Here is a 21,211-nt window from a genome sequence, read left to right as displayed (position 1 = left end):
AGAATACTGTTGAAGGACTTAATTCTTTAGTAAACTACCACGTATTGATTATGAACTCTCGGAGCAAAGAAAATATCAGAACTCTACTGATTCCTAAAATGTAGGTCGGCTATCTTCCGTGTAATTCCATATTTGGTAAGTCGTTAAGATCTTTTACATAAAAATCGAAAAACCTTTTGGTTTGTGCAAAAAACTCCTTTCTGAATTCTCTTATTCCATGGTCGGCTCCTTCGAATAAAATATAGCGTACAGGATGCTTATATTCATATAATTTATTTACTAATTCTAATGATTCTGAAGCTTGAACACGCCAATCAGAACTACCATGCATTATTAAAAGTGGGGTAGTTTTACACATTTTATCAGCCCAGAATACTGCTGATCGAGCTTTAAGCTCTTTTTCTTTATTCTTACGATAATTTGGGATAAATTTTTCATAAACGTGTTTTTCAAATTCTGGTCGATTTTCAAGTGCTTTAAAAGCATTAGCAGCGCCAGCCAGTACAACAGCCGCCTTGAATTGACAAGATTCTTTAAGAGCGAGATAGGTCATCATACCACCTCTACTTGCACCTTCGATACCTATTCTTGAAGTATCCGCATTATCAATTTCATTCAAAGTAGGCACGAGATTTAAAACATCATTTAAGTCTTTTCCTCCTACTTCCTCTTTTCCTTCGCTACCACTATTTCCTCTATATTGACTAGCCACTACGACGTATCCCCAGCTAGCAAGTTTTCCCAAAAAAAAGCCTACACCAGTTTCATTCCATTGTCCAAATTCTGCAGTTCCACCTCGATTTGAAATAATACAAGGAAAACTACCTTCTCGAATGGGTTTAGCTATAAAACCTTTAATTTTAAGAGAATCGGATAGATAAGTGATCTTAAAAAACTCAATTTCTTTAAGAGCCTTAATCATTGTTGAATCCGCCTTATGAATTTTGGCAATAGTTGAATCGCTTAAAATTAGCCTTTCTCTTTCTATAATTTTCCCATTCTGAGAATAGGAAAGAAAACACTTTAAAAAAGTTAGGAGTAGAAGTATTGTTAGTTTGGATCTCATTATTTTTGTTTACTTACAATAATTAAACTGCATCAAAAGGTTTATTTACAATCTCTAAGAATTCTTTTCTAGTATCGGATTCCACAAACTTTCCTCTATATTCTATGGTGGTAGTGAAGCTGCTTTTATCTTTAATTCCTCTGGAGGAAACACAAAGGTGTTTAGCCTGTATTACTACAATAACATCTTCGGTTCCTAAGGTTTGTTGCAAATCTTTTAGAATCTGTAAACAAAGCCTCTCTTGTACCTGAGGACGATGTGCATAATAATCTACCAACCTATTTATCTTAGATAGCCCAATTACTTTTCCTTTAGGAATATACCCTACATGTGCAGTACCTACAATGGGTAGAAAATGGTGCTCACAAGAAGAATCAATATTGATGTTTTGCTCCACTAACATCTTGTCGTATTGATATTTGTTCTCAAAAATGGAAGTTTTTGGACGGTTTTTAGGATTTAAACCATAAAAGAGTTCTTTTACATACATTTTAGCTACTCTATAAGGAGTTCCAGAAAGGCTATCATCCGTCAGATCAAGTCCTAGCTCTTTCATGATTTCAGCAAAATGATGCTGTATATTTTTAATCTTATCATCATCAGATGTATCAAAAGCATCTGCTCGTAAGGGCGTTTCTGTCGAATTGGAAATATGTGCATCTCCAATGGATTCTATTTCTATTTCATTTCTAGTGCTCATGATAAATTAATTTGTACAGCATTTTTTATTGTTACATCTACAATACTTTTGATTGTAGAAATGTAGACTAACTAATAGAATAGCAACCACATATATAATCTCTTCAACTAAATGTACTAGATGCAGTTTTTCATTAAGTACAATTGCAAATAGAAGAGACCAGCATATCCAAAAAGCATACTTTAGTTTTTGATTAGAAGTGGTCTGTGTAGTTTTATATACGGCTATAAAAGATAGTCCTAGAAAAATAAAATCTAAAGATTTCCACCAAAAAGGGTGTTCACCTTCGGATAGTATAAATTCCGTGTTAGCTAAAAATAAAAAAGGAGTCGCTAAGCAATGTACTAAACATAGACTACTGACTATGATACCTAATGTATCGGAGTTACTGCGTATGTGTAAAATGTTCAAAATAAAAATGTATGTATTTTAATGAGGGCAAAGATAATATATATTTAGTAAATGCAACTTTGTTGCGTTAATAAAATTATTTATTTTTGTCAAAATGATTTTATGATCCGAACGACATCGCTAAGGTTTACATATCAGAATACAAAAACGCATACTTTTTATTTTCCTGACATAGATTTATCATTTGAACAGAACGCGTTAATTCTGGGCCCTTCTGGTGTTGGAAAAACCACTTTATTGCACCTTATGGCGGGTCTCTTAATTCCTGAAAAAGGAAATGTTTTTATTGGCAATACTTGTGTACAACAACTCACAAGAAATCAATTAAATAATTTCAGAGGAAAACATATTGGAATAATTCTTCAAAGAGGATATTTTATGAAGTCTTTAACCTTATTAGAAAACCTGAAGATACGAGAGAAGCTATCCAAAAAAGCAACAGATCAAAACAGAAGAAGACAATTACTTGAACAATTAGAATTAACAGAAGTTAGGAATAAGAAAGTTTATGAATTAAGCGAAGGCCAGCGACAACGACTTTCTATTGCTCTTGGGGTTATCCACAAACCAAAGGTCATATTAGCGGATGAACCTACCTCTAATTTAGACGATAATAATTGTGAAAAAGTCGTTTCCCTATTGAAAAAAGAGGCGGAGATTTGTAAAAGTAATTTGGTCATTATAACCCATGATCAAAGAGTTAAATTACATTTCAATAAACATATAATTCTATAAAATTGTTATACCTAGCTTTCAAGAATATAATTTCTAAGCCTTTGAATACGTTGCTTAGTATCTTGCTTTTAACGCTAAGCATTTTGTTAGCTACCTTTGTTTTACAAATAAGCAAACAACTTAATCATCATTTAGAGAAAAACAGCAAACCATTTGATATGGTAATTGGTGCTAAAGGAAGTGCGCTTCAGCTAGTATTATCTGCTATCCTACATATAGACAACCCCACTGGTAATATATCTCTAGATGAAGTTTTAAGAATACGTAAAAACCCTATGGTAAGAGAAGTTATACCAGTTTCTTATGGTGATAATTATAGGGGTTACCGGATTCTAGGAACATCAAATGAATATGTACGTAAATATGGTGCAACCTTAAAAGAGGGAAAATTAAACACCAAAAATTTTGAAGCAATATTTGGTGCTGAAGTAGCCAAAAAACTAAAGCTTAGTGTAGGAAGCTCTTTTGTTAGTTCGCATGGATTAATACAAAATGAAATAGAAGCTCACGATGAAAAACCTTTTGTAATGACCGGTGTTTTAAGACCTACTGGTACAGTGGTAGATCACCTTATTATCACAAATCTTGAAAGTGTTTGGGAAGTTCATGAGCATGGGGATGAACATATAGAACATCATGATGAGCACAAAGAGATTACAGCTTTATTACTGAATTTTAGGAATCCTATTGGAGCGTTACAACTTTCTAGATCTATTAATAAAAATACTTCGTTACAAGCAGCACTTCCAAAATTGGAAATTGACCGATTATTGAAATTTTTGGGTATTGGTTTTAAGGCAATAAACGGCATCGCTATGGCAATACTGCTAGTGGCTGGTTTAAGTGTTTTTATTAGTCTTATAAAAACAGTAAAAGAAAGAAAACACGAATTAGCTTTATTAAGAACGTATGGGGCTACTACATTTCAATTATTAACATTGGTTTTTCTTGAAGCACTTTTTTTGTCATTGATTGGATTTGTCTTTGGATGGTTTCTAGGAAGAGTAAGCATTCTTTTGTTTTCTAATTTAGCCTCGGATGCATATAAATATCATTTAGAGATCAATGCACCTGATATGCAGGAGTTTATTATGTTACTTATAGTGATTTTCATGACGATACTTGCTTCGATTTTAGCGTCTTATTCTTTATTTAAATTAAATGTTTCAAAAATTTTAACCGATGCCTAAAGTATTTTTATCACTTATTTTCATAAGTATTTCGTTTCATCTTTTTGCTCAGCAAAAATTATCTTGGGAGGATTTAGAAGAAGTTAGTTTTCATAATATTTATAACGTACATTATGATGACTATTTTCTGAAACCAACATTTGGCCCCATTATAAAATCATATGAAGGAGATAAAATTACTATCAGAGGTTATTTTTTAGATTTTTCTTATGAAGAAGAATTTCATATGGTATCCAGAAACCCTATGTCTTCCTGTTTTTTCTGTGGAGGTGCAGGTCCTGAAACTATTATAGAAGTTATTTTTAGAAATAAACAAAACTATAAAACAGATCAGGTAATAGAAGTTACCGGAATACTGGAACTAAATGTAGAAGATGTAGATCATTGTAATTATATATTAAAAGAAGCAACAGCGAAATTGGTACAATAAATTGAATTAAAATTATACCTTAGTTGTTAGGAAAAGAATTCATCAAATTTTAGAATACATAGATAAAATGACACATCATAATTACCTTCTAAAAAATATAATTTATAAAAATTTCTTTTTACTTACAGTTATAATAGTACTCTCATCTTGCCAAAAAAAGGAACATCTAGTACAAGTAGAAGGAATACGAATTGAAATCAACGATACTATTCCTAATAACTTAGATATAGAGGCTTTTATTAAGCCATATAGATCACACGTAAATAAGACCTTAGATAGTGTTTTGGCTTATGCACCAGAGGCATATTCCAAAAGGGATGGAATCTTGAATACCGCAATAGGTAACTTAATGGCAGATATTGTTTTAGAACAATCCAATCCTTTTTTTATGTCGAAGACTAAAAATGCAATCGATATGGTACTGTTAAACCACGGTGGAATACGAGCATCAATACCGAAAGGAAATATCACAGCGCGCACAGCATATCAAGTGATGCCATTTGAGAACAGTATTATAGTTGCTGAAATGAAAGGTATCCATATCAGAAAATTGATTGAATATTTACAAAAAGCTAGAAAAGCGCATCCTATTTCTGGGTTAAAATTAACTGTTGATAAAGATTTTAATATTGTGAGTGCATTGATCAATAATACGGAAATTAACGATGAAGAGATTTACTTTGTAGCCACTAATGATTATTTATATAATGGGGGAGATGAGATGTATTTTTTTGAGCTTGCTGAGAGAACGCATAAGTTAAATTACAAAATACGAAATGCCATGATCGATTATTTTACAAAGGTAGATACGATCTCACCAATAATAGATGATAGATTTTTACAAATTAATTAATAAATAAAGAAATGAAACGAAGAGAATTTGTAAAACATACCGCTTTAACTACAGGTTTGATGACTATTGGTGGAGTTGGTTTAACATCATTTTCTGCTAGCCAAGCAAAAAAAATAACGATTTTACATACAAATGACGTGCATAGTCATATAGATCCATTTGGTCCTGAAGAAGGCAGGAATTCAAATAAAGGAGGCGTTGCACGAAGAGCAACCATTATTGAAAGTATTAGAAAAGAGAACCCAAATACCTTGCTGTTAGACGCAGGTGATATTTTTCAAGGAACCCCTTATTTTAATTTTTATGGAGGTGAACTAGAGTTCAAGTTAATGAGTATGCTTAAATATGATGTCGCCACTATAGGCAATCATGATTTTGATAATGGTATTGAAGGATTGCATGCCCAAATGCCGTATGCTGGATTTAAATTTGTTTCTGCCAATTATGATTTTTCTAATACGGTAATGGATACGTTTGTTAAACCTTATGAAATAATAATAAAAGATACTATCAAGATAGGAATATTTGGTTTGGGGGTAGCACTGGAAGGGTTAGTAATGAAAGATCTATATAAAGAAACTAAATATCTTAATCCTATAGATATTGCTCAGGATATGAGTGCCAAACTAAAAAATGAGGAAAAATGTGATTTAGTTATATGTTTATCTCATTTAGGATATGATTATAAAAACGAACCAAATAAGGTTAGTGATCTGAGTCTGGCTAAAGCTACAGAGAACATTGATCTTATCATTGGGGGACATACACATACCTTTCTTAAGGAACCAACAGTAGTAAAAAACAGGAAGGATAAAGATGTACTTGTCAACCAGGTTGGTTGTTATGGCTTATATTTAGGAAGAATAGATTTCTATTTTGACAGCGAAAAAAGTAAGGTCTCTAAAGCAAGCACGATTACAGTATAGATGAACTTCATTTATTACTAATAGTTTTGGAACTCATGTTTTTATAATTGCAAAGAAACAGGCCCAGTAAGATGATGCGCAAACCGGGCTGTTCCTTTCGAATCTTTTATTTATATCTGTTGTATTTATGATTCTTGGTAATTAGGAATAGGCCAATGATCATTTGTTGAAAATGTTCCACTTTTCCATTGATCAAGCTCTGATTCTGTGAGCAAACAGTTATCAAGTTCTTTAGTTACAAGATTTACATCGATATTTTGACCGATGAATACCAATTCAATTTTACGGTCACCAAAAGAAACGTCCCAATCTGATTCAATCATCTTTTGATTGTCTATGAATGAGGCATAACTGATTCTTTCACTAAAATCCATAGAAGCCCACCAGACTCCGGCTGGGTCTGTTTTTAATGATCCACCTGCTGAGCCCCAAATAAGAGCTTGATCGGGGCGAGAGGCAAGCCAAAATAATCCTTTACTTCGAATAATGTTTGATGGAAAGTGATCCGTTGCAAAATCTAAAAATCGCTCTGGATGAAAAGGTTTACGCTTTCTATAAACAAAAGAACCAATCCCATATTCTTCGGTTTCGGGCACATGTTCATTCTCAAGCTCTTGAATCCATCCTGCAGATGTTTCTGCTTCTTCAAAGTCAAATAAACCTGTGTCAATTACTTCTTTAAAAGAAACTTGGGAATTTTGAGTAGGGATGATACGAGCATTTGGATTTAACTTATGGATAATATCGTATAAATTCCTTAATTCTGATTCTGTTATCAAATCAACTTTATTCAGCAAAATTACATTTGCAAACTCTACTTGGTCTGTAAGTAGGTTTACAATGGTGCGGTCGTCACCTTCAATATTGGTGAGATTTCTATCCGTCAAATATTGCGGGCTGGAAAAATCCTTTAGAAAATTATAACCATCCACAACAGTAACCATGGTATCTACATAGCTAAATCTACTTAAATCCAGTTGCCCATCTTCACTGGCGAAACTAAAAGTTTGCGCTACCGGAATAGGTTCAGAAATTCCAGTACTTTCTATAATTAGATAATCAAACCGTTGCTCTTTGGCTAGTTTTTCTACTTCTACCATTAGATCTTCTCGTAAGGTACAGCAGATACATCCATTGGACATTTCCACAAGCTTTTCTTCAGTTCTAGAAAGCGTATTTTCGTTTTCTACAAGTTGCGCATCAATATTGATTTCACTCATGTCATTGACAATAACGGCAACTTTTAATCCTTCTTTGTTGTGTAAAATATGATTTAAAAGTGTTGTTTTTCCTGCGCCAAGAAAGCCGCTCAATACAGTTACAGGTAGTTTTTTCATTGATTTGATTTTTTTTGGTTTGAGAATCTATTCTTTTAGTGTTACAGTACGAGTTACTTTGTTAAATGGTCCTGGAATCAAATTTCCCGATGCATCAACTAATTCTAATTGAATAGTAACTTCTCCCATAGGAAGCCCTTTGATAATGTGAGGAACCCATTCGGTAATTATAAATTCTTTATTATTAATTTTAGCTCGAACTTTATTTCCTTCTTCAGAAAGTGTGGTGTTTAAAACAAAGAAATCCAATAAAATTTGTTCTGTATCTTTTCCTTTGTATTCGCCTTTAGGTCTGCTATAAATAAGAGCTGGTGTTTTCATAGTAAGATTTAGCTTATCCTCAGGGTTTTCTCCTACTATCAGTTTACGAACCACTACAGAATTTTCATTTTTTACAGATTCATGAAATGAACGGCTTAAAAAAGCAACCAAATGATGAATGCCGTCAGGGATTTCTTTTTTGAAAATAGCTTCATAATGAGCAGAGTAGGGTTGATTATTTAGAATAAAATGAATATGCTGGCCTTTTCCCGAATTTGCTAACTTTTGTGCATTTGCACCTGAAGTTTGAGCACCTAATTCGTAATTTTCAACTTTAAAAGAAAAATCCATTTCTCCAGATTTTTTAGCAACTATTTCTTCAGAACTATCCAAAATAAGTGTTGCATCAGCATATGCAGGAGAACCTTTTAACTTTTCTAATATAATTTCTGGTTCTACTACCTCTTCAGTAATTTCAGTATCAACACTATCAATAGTCTCAGGAACTTTTTTTTGTTGTTTACAGGCTGAAGTGATTAAAAATAGTAGAGATAAAGCAAAAGCCAGATGATGTGTGTATTTATTCATTTTGTTTTAGTTTTAATTAATATTAAATCTTTTTCAAAGGTTATTTTTATGTAATTCATCAAAATTCCATGTAGATTCGGCACCTTGATTGGTGACAGTAATGTTACCTAATTGTGTAATACTATTATCCTCATTATTTAATCGACAAATTATCTTAGTAATTCTACTATAGGTAACTTCGTCTGAAGGTTCTATTTTGATTGTGACATCACCACTGGCTATAGTAAGTATTTCACCATTTTTTTCTAAGAGTTTACATTTTAAGTATCCTAGCTCTTTGGCAATACGGCGGTAATCATTTGGGGTACAGCTTAGATGAATTTTTTTAATTCCGTTAAAAAGTTTTTGGTCTGTGTAAGCGGGTTTCAGAAATGCTTCTCGCGAATACGTTACGTGTTTTTTTCCATAAAGACTATCTAAGAAAGCTGGATTATAAAAACCATACCAGGTATGCAAAGCTGTACTAGGACTAGGTGTGTAAAAAGCTTTAAACCAAGTGTGTTTATGGCCTTCTAAAGGCATTTTTACAATTTCAGTAGCGTAAAGAAACGAGTCTTCAATTTCTTTTAATTTTGGTTTGACTCCTAAATGGAAACGTTCATTGTTATTTTTTAGAGAGAAACCGATACCGCTTTTTCCAACAGGTTCGTTATATGAATTTTCTGGACCTAGAATTTCAATATAATGATGATGCCCTCGTAAATAGCACGTAGATGCTTTCTCATGTATGGGAGCAAAATCTGGTAACCCCAAATCTAGAGAAGCATATGTGTTTTTCCAGTGATTATGCTTTAGTAATTTCTCATAAGTAACGCTGTCCACAACGATATATAAATGATCTAATAATAATTTGGATACGTCGTTACCAAAAGCTGCATCAATCTTTTTTCGATCGATAACAGAAGGTTCTTCTAGCTCTTGTGTTTTCTTCTGGCAAGAAATAAAAATAAAGCAACATAAAATAGATAAAAGGATACGATCCAACATATTAAAATTGTATTAAGAAATAGTTCTCGCTAATAATTTGTTTTTTCTTGAGTGGTATTGGTTCTTTTTACTGTCCACCATGAACTGCATTCAACAAAATAGTTGCAGCAATTCCAAAACCCGCTCCCGAAATAAACAAGTTCCATTTAAAATGCGCTCCTTTAATAAATTTAGTATATACCCATAGTGATATCATAAAAAGTAGTACAATAAATAATTGTCCAACCTCAATTCCAATGTTAAATGCCAATAGGGGCATAACGATACTATCACTAAATAGCATAAATTTAAAATTACTAGCAAACGCTAATCCATGAATTAAACCAAAAACTAATGCAATACCATACTTTAATTTAGTATCTGAAAATTTACCCTCTTTATTATAATTAATAATGTTTGCTAATGCTGTTATCATAATGGTAAAAGGGATTAGCATATCTATAAGTTTAGAATTGGCTGGAATTATATCCAAAGCACTTAATATGAGAGTTCCGCTATGTCCAATAGTAAAGGCCGTAATAATAACTAATATTTGTTTCCATTGCTCTAGTTTAAAAGCGGCACATAATGTCATTACAAATAATAAATGGTCGTACGCATTAATATCTACGATATGATCCCATCCATTAATAAAAAAAGAACTTAAATTATCCATTAGGATTAGGGTATTATAAATTAAGGGTGATAGGTTTGTCTAGTGATGTAACTTCGAAGTAATCTTCTGAAATAAAAGGAGGTATACGAACAGTCATTCTATTTGATTGTAAAAAATCAAATTCTTGAAAAAAAAGTGTGTTTTCGATACAAATTTGATCTCCCTCTTTTATCACCGGAATCTTTTTGGAAAACTTAATTGATAAAACATTATGCTTTTCAAAAACTTCTGATGAAATATATGTAAGGGTATATATTTTATCATTAATGATTATTTTATAATACTTTTTAAAATAATTTTCAATTCCTTCAATATCTTCTTTGGATAAGTCTGATGCATTAAAATTTTTGGTAAATGTATCGTTCATACTAAAAGTAAAATCATCAATAAACACTCTGCACTCTACTCCTAAACTATTACTTTCCGGAAAAGATTGAATTAATGATGAGGTTAATTTTATGGGATGCGAACTGCTAAATGATGTTGAAAAAAGTAATAAACATCCAAGAAGTAATATCTGGTGGGATTTCATATCGACGGTGTTTTAATTATTTTGATAATATTTGTTTGAGATAAGAGATAATAATATTCACGTTTAGTTAGGAGATAATTGACCATATAACAACACTTTTTTTTCAATCATTTTTGGAGGGTAAAAAATTTGATTATTGGGGTGGTATATAAAACTTTGTGTTGTGATTGTACGTTGTTTTAGAGCTTTTCCAAGTATCGAAGTTTTTAATATGCGCTTTTGCTGTCTTTGTAAATGACGAGACGCAAAAAGCATCACTCTTAAAATTGGATCACTTTGATTTAGCAAACAATCAGGCAATGTTTTATCCATTTGTAGTAATGTTTCATTAACATTAAAAAATGGTTCAATTTCTGGTTCAAGTACTTCTCTATAGAAAAGATTCGTGTATTTTGTTATAAAAATAACTTGAGTAATTTTTTGATTTTCAATTAAGGTGATAAGACTTTCCTGCGTATCAGTATCCCACCTAAAATTAGCTCCAAGAGCGGAATAGAAAAATGCTTTACTATCAGTTTTTCTTAAAACACTTTCTATATTATCCGTTGGACAAATCATAAACAAACAATTGTCGGATTTTAGTTTATTAGAAATCATACATTTTTTGCTACATTAAAACAAAGTGCTAAATGAGACATATTTATCTTTGCTTCTCCACTGGATTTGTTTATGACATCCATATGAATATGCCACTTTAGTTTTGATTCCATTTGTATTGATCAAGAAGTAATCTCTCATGATTAATGTTCTAGTTTCTCCTATGTATGTTGGATACACCCAAGGAAATAAGTTTTTAATCATAACAAATATAGTATTATTTTATCAAATGCAACATTGTTGCTTTAGTTAAAACTAGAATGAAGTCCAAGATCAGATAGATTACTTGTGCGGATAAAGTTGATCGCGATTAGTACAAGTCAAATAATTGCATTTAATGTTAAATAATAGTTAATTTAAGTTAAATAATGTTAATGTTTTAATTGTTTGATAATGGAAATTTCTTACAAATTTGCCTTGAAGGATTTTTCTGGTTAAATACTTTGTAATACGTTGTTTTTATTAAAGCAACATTGTTGCAATAATGTTTTTTGGTTTTATATAAATTCCTTCTTAATTTTTGTTTTTCAGTCACTTAGCTTGTGGTTTTGCCATAATGAGTTTTTCATTTGAATTTATACATTTGGCATCTAACACAAATTTAAACTCAATATGAAAAATTTAGGTAAACTAGCTGTGGGCACACTACTCTCAGCACTAGTCATGACTTCGTGTCAAAATGAAAAGCTCTCTGATGGAGCGGTAGAATCGATTGTAGAACCTACTAGTACAGAGGGGAAAATAATTCCTGGTGAGTACATCGTAGTATTTAAAGATTCTAACATTGTTCCGGCATCGAAAGCTTTAGAAAAACGATCTTTTACGAGTAGAGAAGAAAAATCAAAATCGGTTCGAGACATTTCTGAAGTATCTATTAAAAAAATGAATACGATTTTATCAGAAAATGATTTGGATCAATCCAAAGTACTTAGTTATTATACAACCAAAATTTCTGGGGTGGCTATCAAACTTGGAGATAATGAATTCCAAAAATTATCTAAAGACCCTAGTATCGCTGCAATCGAGTATAATCGAGTTGTAGAATTGCCAAAGTTCGAAATAGAAGAGGTTATCAATGGGAAAATGTCCCAAAAAATGGCTCAACAAACTCCTTGTGGTATCACAAGAGCCGGAGGAGCTGCAAATGGTGCAGGTAAAGACGAGTGGATTTGGGTAATCGATAGTGGTATTGATTTAGACCATCCAGATCTAAATGTAGTTACGAATAGTACTTATGCAAGATCTTTTGTAGGAGGATCTCCTAATGATTGTAACGGACACGGAACTCACGTAGCTGGAACAGCAGCAGCTGTTAATAACAGTATTGGTGTTGTAGGAGTTTCTGCAGGAGCAAGTGTAGTACCTGTAAGAGTTTTTGGATGTAGTGGTGGTAGTAGTACTGCTACAATATTATCAGGAATTAATCATGTTGGACAATATGATTTAGCTGGAGATGTTGCTAATTTAAGTCTTGGAGGATTCTTTGGATCTGGGTGTGCAAGTAATTCTTCATACAGAAGTGCATTACTGGCTTTAGCAAACGGAGGAACTAGAGTTGCAATTGCAGCAGGGAATAGTAGTGCGAATTCTGCAAATTATCAGCCAGCTTGTGTAAATGGAACAAACATCTTTACTGTAGCTTCAATGACTTGTAATAGAGGATTTTCATCTTTCTCGAATTTTAATATGAATCCTGTCGATGTAATCGCTACGGGTAGTAGTGTAAGAAGCACATATCTTAATGGAGGTTACGCTACATTAAGCGGAACTTCAATGGCATCGCCTCACGTAGCAGGAATTATGCACGCTAGAGGAAACGGACCTAGAACATCTGGTACTGTAAGTAACAGAGGAGAAAACTATCCCATAGCTGTAAGATAAGACCATAGTCTTAGTCTTGTCTTTGTTTATAAGTTGGGACGTGTAGTTACGAAACCATCAGCTGGAGAGCGGGTGGTTTCACTTTTTTATTTACATTTATTACAAATACCTATTACTAGGAATTGGGTTTCCTGAATAGTAAAGCCTTCTAAGTTAGGGATATGTAGCGTATTAGGTTGACAAGTTACCTCTTTACACATTTGGCATTCAAAATGTATGTGATTATGAATCTTATGAGATGTTCCACAACTATCACAAAGTGCGTAATACGCTTTACCATTTTTACCAGTTACGAAATGAACCTCTCCTTTCTCTGCAAAACGATCTAAAATCCTATATATAGTTGTTTTGTTAACTTTTATAGGCATCGCTTCCATAATATCCTCTGCCGCTAAAGTATGTTCCGCTTTGGATAAAATATCTTTTACCAAGTTTTGTTTTTCAGTGTTTCTTGATTTTTTGATTTCCATGACACAATATTCAAACTCCTTTACTTTATCTAAAGTAGTAATTTTTTAGTCATTAGAGATTTTTTTCTATGAAATTGAAGAAAAGTGATCCATTAATACTTTGTTTTTCAATGAATTTATTTTTTAAGAAAGTGATAATCTTTATGAATTTGATTGTTAGGGAGGTAGAGTTTTTTTAATTTTTAAAAAAAGATATTGAAATAATTTCACAAAATAATAGTTTTATATGTGATTTAAATCATAAACCAATTAACCAAAAATCATGAAAACATTTAGTAAATTAACAGTAATCGCAACAGTTCTTTTATTTGTATCCTGTAAACAAAATCCTGCCGAAGCTCCGGAACATAAAGCAATGGTGTCTGAACATTCTGTAATGGAAGAGTCTCATAATAAAATGGAAGCAGAACACAATGCTATGAAAGATGATCATCAACAAATGGAAGCTGCTCATAAAACTATTGAAAACGACTCTATTCATCTATTAACAGAAAAGAATCATAAAGCTTTATTATCTAAACATAATGAACTTATTACTGCACATGATGCATTGATGAAAAAACATGCCGAATTAGAAACAAAGCATACTGCTGGTGAGATTACACTAGAACAAATGACAAAGGAACATGAGTCTATGAAAGCTGAACATGAAAATATGGAGAAAGAGCATAAGAGTATCACAGCAGAGCATAAACGAATTACAGAAGAAGATCAAAAAATGATTAAGGAAGATAAAGAGAAAGCGGCAAAAGAAAATTCTGACCAATAAAACTTTAATCACATCAGAAAAATCCTTGAAATAGTATATTTCAAGGATTTTTTATTTAGTACAACTATATATCTTTGATCTTACTTTGGTTCTGCCACTTTCTCTCGGTTTTTTCATAAAATATTCTTTCTAATACTAATAAATATTGGGTAATTGGTAAGTTTTAAACTCTCTTAATGAGATCGAATACACCAAACAGAATTGTTTAGATAAAACCTAACGAATAGTTTAAAGTTTTGTTAAAACAAGAGATTCTATTTTATTATTTCTGAAATTGCGTGAATGCACAGACGTGTACTTACACATATCATTACGCTATTATTTACAGCGGCATTCCTAGTTCCGAGAATAGCTAACTTGCATGCTTTAAGTCATTTATCGGATGATGATGCTTCTATTTCTTGTGAACTTTGTGACCTTATAGTTGATGCTCATCAGCTTGATTTAGTCAATGATAACAATTCTTATTTAGAAAGTGAACAACAAAATATACCAAGTACATTTGTTGTCGTACCTCAATACAATACTCCACAAGAAAAGATTGTTTCTCCAACTTTTATTTATAACAAGCCTCCACCTTTTGTGTAAAGGGGATATAGCAATTGTTTATAAAGTTTTAAGAATGATGACAGTTTATTTTGCATCATAAGTTTTAAGTATTTTTATTTATTATTCGAACTATAGAATAACGTTTTATACTATTCATAAAACGTATTGCACATTCGAATTAAGTATTCCTCTCTTTATATCCGAATTATTATCGGTTCCAACCGAATTTACAAACACGAATCGTCAAACTCATTTTTACATAATACATATGCTAAAAGCAATCAATCTTACCAAAACATACGGTAAGCACCAAGCACTTAGTCAATTGAATTTATCAGTTGACAAAGGGGAAATCTTTTGTTTACTAGGTCAGAATGGTGCTGGTAAAACAACAACAATCAATCTGTTTTTAGGACTAATAGAACCTTCTAGTGGTGAAGCTTCGGTAAATGGAATTACTGTTAGATCAAACAATAATAAGACCACTAAAATGATAGCATATATCCCTGAAGTTGTTCAGCTATATGGTAATCTTTCAGGTGTTGAAAACCTTAATTTCTTTAGCAGGTTAGCTGGGTTTAAATATAATAGCTCAGAGTTATCTAACTTTTTATCAAAAGCAGGTCTTCAAGAAACTGCCCATCAAAACAAACTATCTTCTTATTCCAAAGGAATGCGGCAAAAAGTTGGTATAGCCATCGCACTTTCTAAAAATGCGGATTACATTTTTATGGATGAGCCTATTTCTGGCCTCGACCCCAAAGCAACATTAGAGTTTACTAAAATATGCAAAGAACTTAGCAATGAAGGGAAAGCTATTTTCATGGCTACTCACGATATCTTTAATGCAGTAAACGTAGGTACTAAAATAGGTATCATGAAAGAAGGTCAATTAGTTCACACCTCAAGCACAGATGCTATCAATGCAACCCAATTGCAAGATTTATACTTAAAAACTATCTAAACGTACAACAAATCAATTAACACAATGAAACTTTTTAAATTAGTACCCAAACTTTTATTTCTATTATTTAGTTACGCTACTTTCGCACAAGTACAGGTAACAGGAACCATCGTCGATACTCAAAACATCCCTATTGTGGGAGCTTCAATTTCGTTAAAAAGTAAAGCCAACACTTTTGGAAAACTTACAGATAACTCAGGACAATTTGAAATAGATGTTCCTTCAGGAACTTATACTATCGAAATACGCTATTTAGGTTTTCAGCCTTATAAAAGTACTATAGAAACTGGCAATAGTGCTACATATGATATAAAAATTATTCAGCTAGAAGAAGGTACAGAGCAGCTTCAAAGCGTCGAAATCGTTGGTCGTCCTCGAACGGATTACAACAGTGACTACTCTTTTTCATCTACCAAAATAGCGATTAAGAATAAAGAGCTGCCTCAAGCAGTTTCCACAATCACAAAAGAATTAATTAATGATCGGCAAGCATTTCAGATAGCAGATGCTATAAAAACCGCTAGTAGTGTTACACATACAGGATTCTACAATCACTTTAACATTCGTGGTATTATTCAAGCAGAAGATGGTCAGCTTATTAATGGTATGAGAACGCGTCAATATTATTTTCTTCAACCAATTACTTCTCATATAGAAAGAGCAGAAGTTATTAAAGGTCCATCTTCAGTAACTTTTTCAAGTGTGGATCCTGGAGGATCTGTTAATTTAGTAACCAAAAAACCTTTAAAAGAAAAAAGAAATGAAGTAAGTGCCACAGTTGGAAGTTTTGGAACATTGAGAGCAACTGCAGATTTTACTGGACCATTAAATGATTCAGGAACTTTACTATATCGTTTTAATACTGCTGTCCAAGAAGCTAGATCTTTTCGAGATTTGGTAGAAAACAATCAATTTTTAATAGCACCTTCTATCACTTTCTTACCTAATAATACTACTGCTCTTAATGTAGAAATGATATATAGTAATGGAGTAGGAAACCTTGATCGTGGTCAACCGCTTTTTGGAGCTATCAATGGTCAGTTTGATCTAAATAGTACGGATATTACTACTAATGTGGCTGCTGCGAATGACTTTTATGCTTCAAAAGAGTTTATGGTGATTAGCAATTTTAGTAAACAGTTTACCGATGATATAGGATTTAATGCTTCCTATATGAAACAAACTTGGAAAGAAGATCTTGCAGAACACCGTGTTGCAGGTTCCGCTGCTGTGGATATAGATGGAAATGCCATTCCAACACTTGCTGAACTGCGTTATACAGAGAGACAGCAGTTTTGGATAACGGATAACTACACCGCATATATTAATTTTGATCTTGAAAATGATACTTTTACCAATAAGCTTTTAGTTGGATATGATGGCAGTAGATGGGAAAGAACTGTTGGTGGAGCTTCTAATGGTGCTCGTCGCTACCGAAGATTAAATGGTACAGCGACGTCATTCGATCCTGCAGAAGCAGATCAATTTGAAACTATAGATATTGATGGTGTAACTGCTCCAAGGCCTAATGTTGCTCATTTTGATCTTGCCAATCCTAATAATACAGCAAGAGAAACCTCTGGTTATATCACTTCAGAATTTGCAATTCCGGCAAATCTTACTACTTCAAATGGTATATATATTCAAAACCAATTTAAAATAGGTAAATTTTCTGCTCTTCTGAACCTTCGTTATGACTGGTATGAAGATATATTCAATTACAAATCAAATAATGAGCAATCATATAAAAACGAAGCTTTTATTCCTAGAATAGGATTAACATATGAAGCTACAGATGCAATTAGTGTATATGCTTCTTATGTAGAAGGATTTCAACCACAATCTAATACTGTGACACTTTCTCCAGCAACAGAAACCTTTTTCTGGGCAGATTCTCCTGCTAGTTTTGACCCTTTAGAAAGTAATAACATAGAATTTGGTAGTAAAGGAGAATTTTTAGGTGGAAAATTGACCGTGAATGCTGCATTATATCAAATAACTCAAAAAAATCTATTACAACAAGATCCGAATGATGAATCCGTATTAACTGAACGAGGAGAACAACGCAGTAGAGGTTTTGAAATAGATGTAAATGGTTATGTGTTACCTAATTTTCAGTTAAGTGCTTCTTACGCATTTATCGATGCAGAAATTGTAGAAGACGACGATCCGGCATTAATTGGTGAGCGCATTGGAGGAGCACCTGAACATAGTGCTAATTTTTGGGGGCGATATGATTTCACCAACGGAGCTTTAAAAAATATTGGAGTAGGTTTAGGTATGGTATATCGTGGAGATCGTTTGTCCTGGTATGGAGATCGCATAGAGTTGCCATCTTACACGGTATTTGATGCAGCTTTGTATTATCGCCCAACAGGTATCGATATGCAGATTGCTTTAAAGCTTAATAATTTATTTGATGAAACATATTGGAATGGTGCATTAAATGCAACCAGATTATTTCCAGGTGCTCCCAGAAATGTATTGCTAACTACAACTTATAAATTCTAAAAAGATGCAATGGGCAAATATTCGATTATTCGCAGGTCACTTTTGGCGTAATGCGACAGCACTAAAAAGTTTTTATCTATTATTATTAATTTTTATACTGTTAACAGCCTATTCGGCTGTTAGCGGTATAAAAAATCATATTACACAAAATAATATTCGACAAGAACACCAGGTTAAGGCAAGACAAAGTTGGGAAGCAAATCCTGATAAACACCCGCATCGAATGGCTCATTTTGGGACATTTGCATTTCGAATACAACCTACTTTGGGGATATTTGATTACGGATTAGAAAGCTTTACAGGAAGTACAGTTTTTTTAGAAGCACATCGACAAAATAGCGTAAACTTTTCTGAAGCCACATTTTCTACAGGCATGCTACGATTTGGAGAATTAAGTTTAGCATTATTACTACAACTGGTATTGCCTTTGATACTGTTTTTTACGGGTTTTTCTAGCGTTGCGAGAGATAAACAGAATGGAACTTTAAAAATACTTTTATCCCAAGGTGCTACTTGGAGAGAGTTGTTATTTGGTAAATCTATTGGCCTTTTTGCAATTTCTTTATTGTTTTTTATACCTATTCTTTTAGTAGTAATTATTACACTCTTACTATTTGAAAATCCAGAAATAAACGACTTTAGATGGTTACGTTTATTTATAATTGGCACAAGTTATTTGATATTCCTTTTTATGATATCTTCTATTACTGTGATAGTATCGGCGATTAGTAATGCGCCAAAAAATGCTTTATTACGATTATTAGGAATTTGGCTTTTGTTAGTAATCCTATTACCAAAATCTGCACAAGCGATGGGCAACTATTGGTTTCCTACTCCTAGTAAATTGGCCTTTCAATCTGCTATCGAAAAAGAAGAGATCCAAAAAGGTGATAGTCATAACCCTAATGATCCACATTATAACCACTTAAGAGATTCTGTATTCGCAGTTCATAATGTAACTAAGGTAACCGACCTACCATTTAACTATTCGGGTTTTGTAATGCGCGAAGGTGAGAAAATAACCTCGGCTTTGTACAGAAAACATCACGCTAAGTTGGTGGATATTTATAAAAACCAAAACGATGTAACTCGATTTTCATCATTTATCAATCCTTTTACCGCAATAAAATTAGTATCAATGACTATGTCTGGTACCGATTTTTCATCTTATATCGATTTTCAGGATAAAACAGATGATTATCGATATCAATTATCGCAAGCCATGAATGAATTACAAATGGAATATATCAGTCCAAAAAAAGAAAGTGGTTCTGAAGGAAAAGCCCATGTTGTTGGGCATGAACATTGGGAAGATTTTCAGGATTTTAAACATGAACCCATAGCATTTACTAATTCTATGAAACAAGCTTTTCCTGCATTACTATCTATCTTGTTTTGGGCAATGGGTACGATAGGATTATTACTATTCATTTCAAAAAGAGCAAAAGCAATATGATGTTATATAAATTATTTTTACAACAATGTATTCGATCCAAAGAAGTATGGATAAGCCTTGTGTTAATAACATTATTGGGTATAGTAGGAATTGTTATTGGCAATAAACATCTACAAAGACAACAAGATGCAATTGCTGAAGTGAAAACGTATCAAGAGCAACATTTCGACCGACAAGTATCACTGCATAATGATGATTTAGGGTTATTGTTGTATTATGCGAAATTCGCTTATATCAATACCTTAAATCCACTAGCTGGATTATCAATTGGTCAGTCAGATGTACATCCAACAGTAAAAAGAATCACAATTAAAACCTTTGAAGCCCAAAAGTATGATACCGATTTGGTAAACCCGATGAACTTACAGTCTGGTAATCTCGACCTTTCTTTTGTGATCATTTATCTCTTTCCATTATTGGTGATTGTATTAACTTTTAATGCGGTTTCCGAAGAAACAGAGACGGGTACCTGGAGGCTGGTAGCTATTCAATCAAAATCTAAACTTAGATTTATCATCTCCAAACTTTTGGTACGACTGATATTATTATACACCATATTGATTTTTCTTTTTTTTATTGCAAAATTAGTCTTGAACTTATCTATGGATGTTCAGTTTTTTTGGGTATTTGGATTGTCTATGCTTTACATACTTTTCTGGTTTACAGTTAGTTTTTTTATCATAAGTTTTAAAAAATCTTCTGGTTTTAATGCATTACTACTTTTATCGGTTTGGTTGGTGTTAATTATTCTTTTACCGGCTGGAATCAATGCGTATGTTACCTCAAAATACCCTATGCCAGAGGCTTTGAGTACTGCAATAGCGCAAAGGGATGGCTATCATGTTAAATGGGATACTGATAAACGAGCTACTATTGAGAAGTTTTATCAGCACTATCCACAATTTAAAAAGTATGGATATCCTACTGATGGATTCAACTGGTTATGGTATTACGCTATGCAGCAGATGGGTGATGATGATTCAAAAAAACAGCAAGACGCTTTTAATAAGAAGATTACATTACGTGAGAACAAAAGCAATCAAATTGCATCTATAATCCCAAATATGCATCTGCAATTAGCTTTTAATCAATTGGCAGGAACGAGTATGAGTCAGCAATTAGAATATCTAAATGCAACCGATGCATTTCATGAAAAGTTAAGGTTGTTTTTCTATCCAAAAATATTCGAAGGTAAGCTTGCTAATACTATAGATTGGAATCAATTGGTACCGGAATATTATAAGGCAAAAACAACTTTGAAACCAACAAAAGCTATTGCACCACTTATGATAGCTTCAATTGTTATGATACTATTTTCGATACCAATGATAAAACGATTATAA

At 32.7% G+C, this 21,211-nt stretch carries 23 protein-coding genes; 12 read left to right on the top strand and 11 right to left on the bottom strand.

Annotated elements, in window-relative coordinates:
- Positions 1-109: 109 nt before the first annotated feature.
- The 3 genes from D1818_RS10080 to D1818_RS10070 are packed head-to-tail and all read right to left on the bottom strand — an operon-like array spanning position 110 to position 2,177.
- Positions 110-1,066 (bottom strand): S9 family peptidase, encoded by a 957-nt coding sequence (locus tag D1818_RS10080; protein WP_118458555.1) that lies wholly within the window; start codon positions 1,064-1,066, stop codon positions 110-112.
- A gap of 22 nt (positions 1,067-1,088) precedes the next feature.
- Entirely contained in the window at positions 1,089-1,766 is a 678-nt protein-coding gene (folE, locus tag D1818_RS10075) for a GTP cyclohydrolase I FolE (RefSeq protein WP_118458553.1), read from the bottom strand.
- Positions 1,767-1,772: 6 nt separating this feature from the next.
- A complete protein-coding gene (locus D1818_RS10070) occupies positions 1,773-2,177 on the bottom strand; it encodes a MerC domain-containing protein (RefSeq protein ID WP_233558628.1) in 405 nt (134 codons plus the stop codon).
- A 102-nt stretch (positions 2,178-2,279) separates the two neighbouring features.
- On the opposite strand from D1818_RS10070, the gene D1818_RS10065 reads away from it, so the two are divergent.
- From D1818_RS10065 to D1818_RS10045, 5 genes are all read left to right on the top strand, one after another.
- Positions 2,280-2,912: an ABC transporter ATP-binding protein gene (locus D1818_RS10065; protein ID WP_118458551.1), complete on the top strand. Its 633-nt coding sequence runs from the start codon at positions 2,280-2,282 to the stop codon at positions 2,910-2,912.
- A 2-nt stretch (positions 2,913-2,914) separates the two neighbouring features.
- Complete coding sequence (locus tag D1818_RS10060) at positions 2,915-4,102, top strand: ABC transporter permease (RefSeq protein WP_118458549.1); 1,188 nt, start codon at positions 2,915-2,917, stop codon at positions 4,100-4,102.
- Positions 4,095-4,532, top strand: a complete 438-nt coding sequence (locus D1818_RS10055) for a hypothetical protein (protein WP_118458547.1) — start codon at positions 4,095-4,097, stop codon at positions 4,530-4,532. Before D1818_RS10060 ends, D1818_RS10055 begins: the two co-directional genes overlap by 8 nt.
- Positions 4,533-4,599: 67 nt before the next feature.
- Complete coding sequence (locus D1818_RS10050; protein ID WP_118458545.1) at positions 4,600-5,385, top strand: 5'-nucleotidase C-terminal domain-containing protein; 786 nt, start codon at positions 4,600-4,602, stop codon at positions 5,383-5,385.
- Positions 5,386-5,396: 11 nt separating this feature from the next.
- A complete protein-coding gene (locus tag D1818_RS10045; protein ID WP_118458542.1) occupies positions 5,397-6,311 on the top strand; it encodes a bifunctional UDP-sugar hydrolase/5'-nucleotidase in 915 nt (304 codons plus the stop codon).
- Positions 6,312-6,436: 125 nt separating this feature from the next.
- Here D1818_RS10045 and D1818_RS10040 read toward each other — a convergent pair whose 3' ends face one another.
- The 7 genes from D1818_RS10040 to D1818_RS25285 form a co-directional block, all read right to left on the bottom strand.
- Positions 6,437-7,648, bottom strand: coding sequence for a GTP-binding protein (locus D1818_RS10040; RefSeq protein ID WP_118458540.1), 1,212 nt, complete (start codon positions 7,646-7,648; stop codon positions 6,437-6,439).
- Between the two features lie 27 nt (positions 7,649-7,675).
- The gene (locus tag D1818_RS10035) at positions 7,676-8,497 is read right to left on the bottom strand and encodes a hypothetical protein (protein WP_118458538.1); all 822 of its coding nucleotides are present in this window, start codon (positions 8,495-8,497) and stop codon (positions 7,676-7,678) included.
- A 33-nt stretch (positions 8,498-8,530) separates the two neighbouring features.
- Entirely contained in the window at positions 8,531-9,484 is a 954-nt protein-coding gene (locus D1818_RS10030; protein WP_118458536.1) for a DUF5829 family protein, read from the bottom strand.
- A gap of 67 nt (positions 9,485-9,551) precedes the next feature.
- The gene (locus D1818_RS10025) at positions 9,552-10,139 is read right to left on the bottom strand and encodes a HupE/UreJ family protein (RefSeq protein WP_118458534.1); all 588 of its coding nucleotides are present in this window, start codon (positions 10,137-10,139) and stop codon (positions 9,552-9,554) included.
- Positions 10,140-10,152: 13 nt separating this feature from the next.
- A complete protein-coding gene (locus D1818_RS10020) occupies positions 10,153-10,671 on the bottom strand; it encodes a DUF6702 family protein (RefSeq protein WP_118458532.1) in 519 nt (172 codons plus the stop codon).
- Positions 10,672-10,734: 63 nt separating this feature from the next.
- Complete coding sequence (locus D1818_RS10015) at positions 10,735-11,268, bottom strand: hypothetical protein (protein ID WP_118458530.1); 534 nt, start codon at positions 11,266-11,268, stop codon at positions 10,735-10,737.
- A gap of 15 nt (positions 11,269-11,283) precedes the next feature.
- On the bottom strand, positions 11,284-11,472 hold the full coding sequence (locus D1818_RS25285; protein WP_147406226.1) for a hypothetical protein: 189 nt from the start codon (positions 11,470-11,472) through the stop codon (positions 11,284-11,286).
- Between the two features lie 408 nt (positions 11,473-11,880).
- On the opposite strand from D1818_RS25285, the gene D1818_RS10010 reads away from it, so the two are divergent.
- Positions 11,881-13,149, top strand: a complete 1,269-nt coding sequence (locus D1818_RS10010; RefSeq protein ID WP_118458528.1) for a S8 family serine peptidase — start codon at positions 11,881-11,883, stop codon at positions 13,147-13,149.
- A gap of 86 nt (positions 13,150-13,235) precedes the next feature.
- On the opposite strand, the gene D1818_RS10005 is transcribed toward D1818_RS10010, so the two are convergent.
- The gene (locus tag D1818_RS10005; protein ID WP_118458526.1) at positions 13,236-13,619 is read right to left on the bottom strand and encodes a Fur family transcriptional regulator; all 384 of its coding nucleotides are present in this window, start codon (positions 13,617-13,619) and stop codon (positions 13,236-13,238) included.
- A gap of 262 nt (positions 13,620-13,881) precedes the next feature.
- Here D1818_RS10005 and D1818_RS10000 point away from each other — a divergent pair, with 262 nt between their 5' ends.
- The 6 genes from D1818_RS10000 to D1818_RS09975 all read left to right on the top strand — a co-directional run bounded on the left by D1818_RS10000 (position 13,882) and on the right by D1818_RS09975 (position 21,211).
- On the top strand, positions 13,882-14,388 hold the full coding sequence (locus tag D1818_RS10000) for a hypothetical protein (RefSeq protein ID WP_118458524.1): 507 nt from the start codon (positions 13,882-13,884) through the stop codon (positions 14,386-14,388).
- A 282-nt stretch (positions 14,389-14,670) separates the two neighbouring features.
- Positions 14,671-14,976 (top strand): hypothetical protein, encoded by a 306-nt coding sequence (locus D1818_RS09995; protein ID WP_118458522.1) that lies wholly within the window; start codon positions 14,671-14,673, stop codon positions 14,974-14,976.
- A 229-nt stretch (positions 14,977-15,205) separates the two neighbouring features.
- Positions 15,206-15,901, top strand: a complete 696-nt coding sequence (locus D1818_RS09990) for an ABC transporter ATP-binding protein (RefSeq protein WP_118458520.1) — start codon at positions 15,206-15,208, stop codon at positions 15,899-15,901.
- 24 nt (positions 15,902-15,925) lie between these two features.
- Complete coding sequence (locus D1818_RS09985) at positions 15,926-18,412, top strand: TonB-dependent receptor (RefSeq protein ID WP_118458518.1); 2,487 nt, start codon at positions 15,926-15,928, stop codon at positions 18,410-18,412.
- Between the two features lie 4 nt (positions 18,413-18,416).
- Positions 18,417-19,868: a DUF3526 domain-containing protein gene (locus D1818_RS09980; RefSeq protein WP_118458516.1), complete on the top strand. Its 1,452-nt coding sequence runs from the start codon at positions 18,417-18,419 to the stop codon at positions 19,866-19,868.
- Positions 19,868-21,211, top strand: a complete 1,344-nt coding sequence (locus tag D1818_RS09975; protein ID WP_118458514.1) for a DUF3526 domain-containing protein — start codon at positions 19,868-19,870, stop codon at positions 21,209-21,211. Before D1818_RS09980 ends, D1818_RS09975 begins: the two co-directional genes overlap by 1 nt.

Source organism: Aquimarina sp. BL5, from assembly GCF_003443675.1.
Classification (GTDB): Bacteria; Bacteroidota; Bacteroidia; order Flavobacteriales; family Flavobacteriaceae; genus Aquimarina.
This window is presented reverse-complemented; position numbering and strand designations above follow the sequence as displayed.

Coding starts and splice junctions, on each gene's coding strand:
- D1818_RS10080 (WP_118458555.1), bottom strand. CDS start 1,066: ATGAGATCCAAACTAACAATACTTCTACTCCTAACTTTTTTAAAGTGT.
- folE (WP_118458553.1), bottom strand. CDS start 1,766: ATGAGCACTAGAAATGAAATAGAAATAGAATCCATTGGAGATGCACAT.
- D1818_RS10065 (WP_118458551.1), top strand. CDS start 2,280: ATGATCCGAACGACATCGCTAAGGTTTACATATCAGAATACAAAAACG.
- D1818_RS10055 (WP_118458547.1), top strand. CDS start 4,095: ATGCCTAAAGTATTTTTATCACTTATTTTCATAAGTATTTCGTTTCAT.
- D1818_RS10050 (WP_118458545.1), top strand. CDS start 4,600: ATGACACATCATAATTACCTTCTAAAAAATATAATTTATAAAAATTTC.
- D1818_RS10045 (WP_118458542.1), top strand. CDS start 5,397: ATGAAACGAAGAGAATTTGTAAAACATACCGCTTTAACTACAGGTTTG.
- D1818_RS10040 (WP_118458540.1), bottom strand. CDS start 7,648: ATGAAAAAACTACCTGTAACTGTATTGAGCGGCTTTCTTGGCGCAGGA.
- D1818_RS10035 (WP_118458538.1), bottom strand. CDS start 8,497: ATGAATAAATACACACATCATCTGGCTTTTGCTTTATCTCTACTATTT.
- D1818_RS10030 (WP_118458536.1), bottom strand. CDS start 9,484: ATGTTGGATCGTATCCTTTTATCTATTTTATGTTGCTTTATTTTTATT.
- D1818_RS10025 (WP_118458534.1), bottom strand. CDS start 10,139: ATGGATAATTTAAGTTCTTTTTTTATTAATGGATGGGATCATATCGTA.
- D1818_RS10020 (WP_118458532.1), bottom strand. CDS start 10,671: ATGAAATCCCACCAGATATTACTTCTTGGATGTTTATTACTTTTTTCA.
- D1818_RS10015 (WP_118458530.1), bottom strand. CDS start 11,268: ATGATTTCTAATAAACTAAAATCCGACAATTGTTTGTTTATGATTTGT.
- D1818_RS25285 (WP_147406226.1), bottom strand. CDS start 11,472: ATGATTAAAAACTTATTTCCTTGGGTGTATCCAACATACATAGGAGAA.
- D1818_RS10010 (WP_118458528.1), top strand. CDS start 11,881: ATGAAAAATTTAGGTAAACTAGCTGTGGGCACACTACTCTCAGCACTA.
- D1818_RS10005 (WP_118458526.1), bottom strand. CDS start 13,619: ATGGAAATCAAAAAATCAAGAAACACTGAAAAACAAAACTTGGTAAAA.
- D1818_RS10000 (WP_118458524.1), top strand. CDS start 13,882: ATGAAAACATTTAGTAAATTAACAGTAATCGCAACAGTTCTTTTATTT.
- D1818_RS09995 (WP_118458522.1), top strand. CDS start 14,671: ATGCACAGACGTGTACTTACACATATCATTACGCTATTATTTACAGCG.
- D1818_RS09990 (WP_118458520.1), top strand. CDS start 15,206: ATGCTAAAAGCAATCAATCTTACCAAAACATACGGTAAGCACCAAGCA.
- D1818_RS09985 (WP_118458518.1), top strand. CDS start 15,926: ATGAAACTTTTTAAATTAGTACCCAAACTTTTATTTCTATTATTTAGT.
- D1818_RS09980 (WP_118458516.1), top strand. CDS start 18,417: ATGCAATGGGCAAATATTCGATTATTCGCAGGTCACTTTTGGCGTAAT.
- D1818_RS09975 (WP_118458514.1), top strand. CDS start 19,868: ATGTTATATAAATTATTTTTACAACAATGTATTCGATCCAAAGAAGTA.